This is a genomic window from Streptomyces spongiae, from assembly GCF_009377185.1.
Classification (GTDB): Bacteria; Actinomycetota; Actinomycetes; order Streptomycetales; family Streptomycetaceae; genus Streptomyces; species Streptomyces spongiae.
Map to the genome: position 1 here is coordinate 1 of NZ_VJZC01000593.1, position 6,116 is coordinate 6,116.

At 69.3% G+C, this 6,116-nt stretch carries 6 protein-coding genes; 3 read left to right on the forward strand and 3 right to left on the reverse strand.

Annotation, left to right across the window (positions count from 1 at the left end):
- Positions 1 to 14: 14 nt before the first annotated feature.
- The 3 genes from FNH08_RS42310 to FNH08_RS42320 are packed head-to-tail and all read right to left on the reverse strand — an operon-like array spanning position 15 to position 2,640.
- Positions 15 to 1,298 (reverse strand): MAB_1171c family putative transporter, encoded by a 1,284-nt coding sequence (locus tag FNH08_RS42310; protein WP_152776825.1) that lies wholly within the window; start codon positions 1,296 to 1,298, stop codon positions 15 to 17.
- The gene (locus FNH08_RS42315; protein ID WP_228034709.1) at positions 1,295 to 2,026 is read right to left on the reverse strand and encodes a toxin-antitoxin system, toxin component; all 732 of its coding nucleotides are present in this window, start codon (positions 2,024 to 2,026) and stop codon (positions 1,295 to 1,297) included. The genes FNH08_RS42310 and FNH08_RS42315 overlap by 4 nt, the downstream gene beginning before the upstream one ends.
- Complete coding sequence (locus FNH08_RS42320; RefSeq protein ID WP_322726345.1) at positions 2,023 to 2,640, reverse strand: helix-turn-helix domain-containing protein; 618 nt, start codon at positions 2,638 to 2,640, stop codon at positions 2,023 to 2,025. The genes FNH08_RS42315 and FNH08_RS42320 overlap by 4 nt, the downstream gene beginning before the upstream one ends.
- A gap of 232 nt (positions 2,641 to 2,872) precedes the next feature.
- On the opposite strand from FNH08_RS42320, the gene FNH08_RS42325 reads away from it, so the two are divergent.
- From FNH08_RS42325 to FNH08_RS42335, 3 genes are read left to right on the forward strand one after another with little or no spacing between them, the layout of a single operon-like run.
- Positions 2,873 to 4,255 carry an extracellular solute-binding protein gene (locus tag FNH08_RS42325; protein ID WP_152776826.1) on the forward strand — a complete coding sequence of 461 codons (1,383 nt, stop codon included), beginning with the start codon at positions 2,873 to 2,875 and terminating at the stop codon, positions 4,253 to 4,255.
- Positions 4,252 to 5,190 carry a carbohydrate ABC transporter permease gene (locus tag FNH08_RS42330; protein WP_152776827.1) on the forward strand — a complete coding sequence of 313 codons (939 nt, stop codon included), beginning with the start codon at positions 4,252 to 4,254 and terminating at the stop codon, positions 5,188 to 5,190. The genes FNH08_RS42325 and FNH08_RS42330 overlap by 4 nt, the downstream gene beginning before the upstream one ends.
- Positions 5,187 to 6,050: a carbohydrate ABC transporter permease gene (locus tag FNH08_RS42335; RefSeq protein WP_152776828.1), complete on the forward strand. Its 864-nt coding sequence runs from the start codon at positions 5,187 to 5,189 to the stop codon at positions 6,048 to 6,050. Before FNH08_RS42330 ends, FNH08_RS42335 begins: the two co-directional genes overlap by 4 nt.
- Positions 6,051 to 6,116 lie beyond the last annotated feature (66 nt).

Below are 6,116 nucleotides of genomic sequence, written 5' to 3' on the forward strand. Positions count from 1 at the left end.
AGGGCTGGGGACGATCACTCATGTGCGGACACGCTCTCTGCTGCTGTGGCCGCCCGGACGCGGACGGCCTCGATCTCGTCGGTGTGGCGGAGGATCCGGGACACGGCCTCGATCTCCCGCAGGAGGTCCGTGGTGTCCGGGGAGGCCGGTACGTCACCCCCGGCCGGGCGGACCGCGCGCTTCCGCGTGGCGAGGGCGTCCTGGATCGTCACGGCGGCGGCCAGCGCCGACGCCCGGCGGGGCTCGTGGCCGAGGGCGACGGCCGCCTCGTACGACCGCCGGAGCAGGCCCTCGTCGAAGTGGCGGGTCAGTTGCAGCAGGACGTCACGGATGAACGTCTCGCGGCGCGTCAGGCGCAGCTCCGGGGTGGCCCGCAGGGTGAAGGCCACACCGGAGCCGCTGACGGTCCGCAGCAGCACGTACAGGGGCCGCAGCCGCCAGTGGCCGAGCCGCACCCGCCAGCGGCCGTGGAGGTACTGGCCGGTGTGCGGAAGGATGAAGCCGACCGCGACCAGGATGGCGGAGAGAGCGGCCACCGGCGGAGCCAGGTCCGTGGACATCCAGTCCAGGTCGTGGTCGGTCCAGCGGGCGCCGACGGCGGTCAGTTTGGCGGCGTCGTAGACCAGGTTCAGCGCGTAGCCGACGCCGAGGAACCTCAGCCCCCAGCGCAGCCAGGCGTCGAGTCCGTCGGTGCGGATCCAGTTGCGGACCAGCCGGTAGGTGATCAGGACGGCGATGGTGTGCGCGACGAGGTAGAGCACGATCTCCTCACGCATGAAGGGCGTGGTGGAGTAGTACGTGTCCAGGTCGTGCACCCGCTCCACGGGGACGTCCGCGAGCGCGAACAGCACCCACAGCGTGACGATCACCCCGCTGTAGACGCCGACCACCCACCGCATGGCGCGGCGCGGCGACGCCGACCGGTCGGACAGACCGCCCCGCCAGGCGATGATCAGCACAAGACAGGACGCGCAGAACGCGGTGATCAGGGAGTACACCCAGGGCGCCGAGAAGTTCGGCACGCCGGTGATCCGGTTGACGCGGGTGATGGTCGTCGGCGTAGCGAAGACGAAGACCGCGCAGGCGAGCAGCAGCAGTCCGCCGACGGCGCGCAGCAGCGGGTCCCTCCAGAGCTTCACGATGCTGGGGAGCTTGATCACCAGGGCGGCGGTCAGCACCGCCGTCGGTATCCAGAAGGAGATGTACAGCTCGCCGAGGAAGCCCGAGGGGTTGAACGCCAGGTGCTGGGTCACCGGGCTCGTCGAAAGGCCCGCCGCCGGGTCCGTCGGGGCGGTCATCTCCGTGGCCCGCTCTGTGGACCCCCGTGACCCCCATGACTGCCGTGCCCCCCGTGACCGCCGTAACCGAGGTAGGTCTGGAGGGCCTTCCTGACCGGGTCGGCGGGGGCCTGGTCCGCGGGAGCCCGCTCGCCGTCCCCCGAACCGGCCATCCACGTACGGAGGTCGGCCGCGAGCCGGTGGCCGAAGTCCTCGGCCTCGCGCTCGTCGGACGCGTGGGAGCCGTTGCGGGCGGCCACGGCCAGCGCGTGTTCCCGCCAGCCGGGTTGGCCGGCCAGTGCCCGGGCGGCCACCGCGCCGGCCACGTGGTGGTGGCAGTGCCCGGCGTGCATGTGCCACAACTCGTGGCCCAGGATCACGAGTTGCTGCACGGCCTCGGCGCGCTCCTCGACGATGACGAGGTCGAAGTCCTGGAACTCCAGCCAGAGCCCGGTGACCTCGAAATCGTCCGGGAACCGCTCGAACCGCAGCTCGACCCGCCGGCCGCCCCGGCGCTCGGCCATCGCCTCGCACAAGGCCGCGCACAACTCCCGTACACCGACCGGTCCTTCGACTCCCTCGACGCGTGCCTTCAGCCCGGCGGTGAGCTCGCCCGCGAGATCCCGCATCCCGGCCCCGGTCCGCGAGGCGGCCAGGGCGGCCGCGATCCGGGCACCGGCACGGGTGCCCACGAGTGCGGCGGCGGTCCGGGCGGCGGCCCTGCGGGCACGCGAACCACCCGCGCTCATCGGGCCTCCACCCCTTCGTCCTCGCCGTCCCCGCTCAGCAGACCCTCCAGCATCACCGCGAGGGCCTCCTGTTTGCGTGGGGTCAGATGGTGGCCCGCGCGGAGGGCGAGGGTGACGACGCCGTGACGCGTGGCGAGCTGGAGGAGGGGGCCGCGGTCCTCCCGGGCGCCCTCCAACTCCCCGAGGACACGGTCGAGTTCCCTGTTCAGCACGGTGGCCGCGGGGTCGGTGAAGAACATGGTGCCGTGCTCGACTCCGAAGAACCGTGCGAGTTCGGTCAGATCGCGCACATTGGGCATCTTCTTGCCGAGGAGGAGCTGCCGCGCCCACTCGGGACTGATCCCGAGCCGGACCGCGACCTCCTTGCACACGTCGGTGGCCCGCATCCCCGTCCGGGCGAGATACGCCTCGTGCAGCGCGCGCACCCGGCTCCGCACCCGGTCGTCGACCGGCTCGTCCACGGGTGCGGCCCCGCTCAGCAGTGCCTCGACCTCGCTCTCGCGCAGGGCCGTTCTCCTGGAGAGGTCGGTCACGTCGAGGAGTTCACCCCGGTCGAGTCGGGCTTCGGCGATCCGCGCCTCGATGCGCGTGAGTGTCTCGGACAGAGCAAGCACGGCCCGACAGTACGCGTTCCGGGCTTGTCCGCACCATGACTGTCCAACGATCGTTGTCTGGCTGGGAACGATCGTTGCCGCACCTCACGGCGCACGAAAGTCTCGCCCGCCCCATTGACGCGCAAGCGCTTCGAACTTACGGTCCCGTCCGAAGTTACGGTCATGATCCGATATGTCGAACAGTGTCAGCGCGACCACGGTACCGACGAGACCCCGGGAGCAAGGGCAGGGAATGGGACGACCTGACCTGAGACACACGAGTCACCACAGCCATCCACGTCGCAGACAACTCCTCACCGCCGCAGGCGGGTTGGCGATCGCCGGCAGCTTCGGCTTCGCCGCGCTCGGCAAGGGCGCCGACGCACTCGCCTCCAGTGCGCACACCCGCGTCCGCTACTGGAACCTCTTCAGCGGCGGCGACGGCGCCAACATGATCGCGATGCTCGACGCCTTCCGTAAGGGCCACCTCGACATCGCTGTGAAGGACTCCACCCTCCAGTGGGGCAACCCCTTCTACACCAAGCTCGCCATGGCGGCCGCGGGCAACCGCGCACCCGACCTCGGCGTCATGCACCTCGGCCGGGTCACCGGCTTCTCGCCCAGCCGCCTCCTGGACCCCTGGGACGTCGACCTGCTCGCCAAGTACGGCGTACGGGAGGCGGACTTCAACCCCGAGCTGTGGAAGCGCGCCGTCATCGACGGCAAGCTCTACGCTCTCCCGCTCGACATCCACGTCCAGCTCTGCTTCTACCGCAAGGACGTACTGAAGAAGGCGGGCCTGCTCGGCGACGACGGCAGGATCGTGCCCGTGACGTCGACCGGCGAGTGGTTCGACGTGCTCAAGGAGGCCAAGAAAGCCACCAGGAAAGGGCTGCAGACCATCGGCCTGTGGATCAACGACCAGAACTTCCAGTGGTGGTTCTTCGTCGCCTTCTACACCCAGCTCGGCGGCACCTGGTTCGACGACGCCGACACCGAGGTCACCTTCGACACCGACAGAGCCGTCCAGGTCCTGGAGTTCCTGCGCCGCCACATCACCGACGGGTACGCCGACCCGGGCATGGGCTCCGTCGGCGCCGAACAGTTCCTCAACGGCGCGCCCTTCGCCTGGGAGGGCAACTGGTCGGTGCCGGTCTTCAGCGGAGTGAAACTCGACTACGGGGCGACCCCGCTGCCGCCCGTCTTCGGCAAGCAGGCCACCCACGCCGAGTCGCACGCCTTCGTCCTGCCACACCAGTCCGACCGCGGCGGCGCCGCCAACGAGGCCGCCCACCAACTCGCCGCCTACGTCGTCCAGCACGCCCAGCAGTGGGCGGCCGGCGGCCACATCCCCGCGTACACGCCCACCCTCTCCACGGCCGCGTACAAGAAGCTGAACCCACAGAGCGAGTACGCGTCGGCCATGGACCACCAGGCCACCGAGCCGAAGGTGTGGTTCGCGGGCTCCACCGGCATCCTCGCCCAGCGCCTCGGCCCCATCGTCGTCTCCTCGACCATGGGCTCCGCCAAGCCGGACAGTGCCGCCCGACGGATGAAGGCCGCGCTCGCCCAACTGCTCGCCATGAAGAACCCCATGGACGGCAGGACCGCAGCGCAGGGAGGTGCGGTCGAATGACGACCAGCGCTCAGACCGTCATGGCGCCGGCGCGCGCGAAGACCGCCGCCGAGAGCGCCACCCTCCGCCGCAAGCAGGGCTTCCAGCACGGCGGTTGGTTCGTCGCCCCGTTCCTGCTCCTGTTCACGCTCTTCGTGATCTGGCCGCTGCTGCGCGGCATCTACCTCAGCTTCACGGACGCCAACATCTCGGGCGACAGCGCGAACTTCGTCGGCCTCGACAACTACCGCGAGGCCCTCCAGGACCCCCTGATGTGGGACGCGCTCGGCCACAGCGCCTACTTCACGCTCCTGGTGGTGCCCTGCATCACGGTCCTGGCCTTCCTCCTCGCGATGCTCGCCCACCACATCGAGCGCGGCAAGTGGCTGTGGCGGCTGTGCTTCTTCGCCCCGTTCCTGCTGCCCTCCACCGTCGCGGGCAACCTGTGGCAGTGGCTGTTCAACCCCGGCACGGGCATGATCAACCACGTCTTCGGCATCGAGACGCCCTGGCTGACGGACAAGTCGTACGCGATGCTCGCCATCGTCATCACCACCCTGTGGTGGACCGTCGGCTTCAGCTTCCTGCTCTACCTCGCCGCGCTCCAGGGCATTCCCGACCATCTCTACGAGGCCGCCAAGCTGGACGGCGCGAACGCCTGGCACCGCCTGGCCCACATCACCCTGCCGATGCTGCGCAACATCACCGGACTCGTCATCGCCCTGCAGATCCTCGCCTCGCTCCAGATCTTCGACCAGGCCGTGGTGATGACGGACTTCAGCCCAGGCCCCGAGGAATCGACGCGGACCTTCGTCCAGTACACCCTCGAACAGGGCTTCACCAGCTACCGCGTGGGCTACGCGTCCGCCATCTCCATCATCTTCTTCGTGATCATCGCGGCCGTCGCGCTCGCCCGGATGTGGCTGCTGCGCAACCGTGAGGAGGGCGTCCGATGACCACCGCAGCACCGATCCGCGTCAAGCCCCGAAGGTCGTCCTGGACCCCCAGCCAGATCATCCTCACCTTCCTCGGCGCGGCCGTCTCGGCCGTCTTCCTCGCGCCCTTCGCCTGGGGCCTGTTCACCTCGCTCAAGTCGGAGACCGAGGCCGTCGAGGTGCCGCCGCACTGGCTGCCGAAGGACTGGACGGGCCAGGCATGGACGGCCCTCTTCGAGACCGGCAACGTCACCAACTGGTTCGTCAACTCCCTGGTCGTCTCCGTTTGCGTGACGTCCGTGGTGCTGCTCGTCAGCGCACTCGCCGCATACGGCTTCGCCCGCACGGAGTTCCGCGGCAAGGGCGTCCTGATGGGTGTGGTCATGGCGGGTCTGATGATCTCCCCGGCGGTCCTCGGCGTGCCCTTGTTCACCACGGTCCAGCAGATGGGCATGGTCGACACGTACTGGGGGATGATCCTTCCGCAGTGCGCGCCCGCCGCGATGGTGTACATCCTCTTCAAGTTCTTCCAGGGGATACCGAGGGAACTGGAGGAGGCCGCGTTCATCGACGGTGCCGGACGCTGGCGGGTCTTCTTCACCGTGGTGTTACCCCTGTCCCGGCCCTCGCTCTCGGCCGTCGGGATCTTCACGTTCATCGCGTCCTGGAACAACTTCCTGTGGCCGTACATGGTGACCAACAACCCCGACCTGATGACCATGCCGAACGGCATCGCCACCGTGATGAACTCGTACGGCATCCAGTGGGCCCAGCTCATGGCGGGCGGCCTGATGGCCGGGCTCCCGCTCGTCATCGTCTTCGTCTTCTTCCAACGCCAGATCGTGGCGGGCGTCGCCCACACGGGCCTGGCCGGCCAGTAACCCCGAGGGAGCGTTTCTCGCCCCCGCCGCCCCTACCCGTCCCATCCCCGGGGCTCCGCCCCGGAC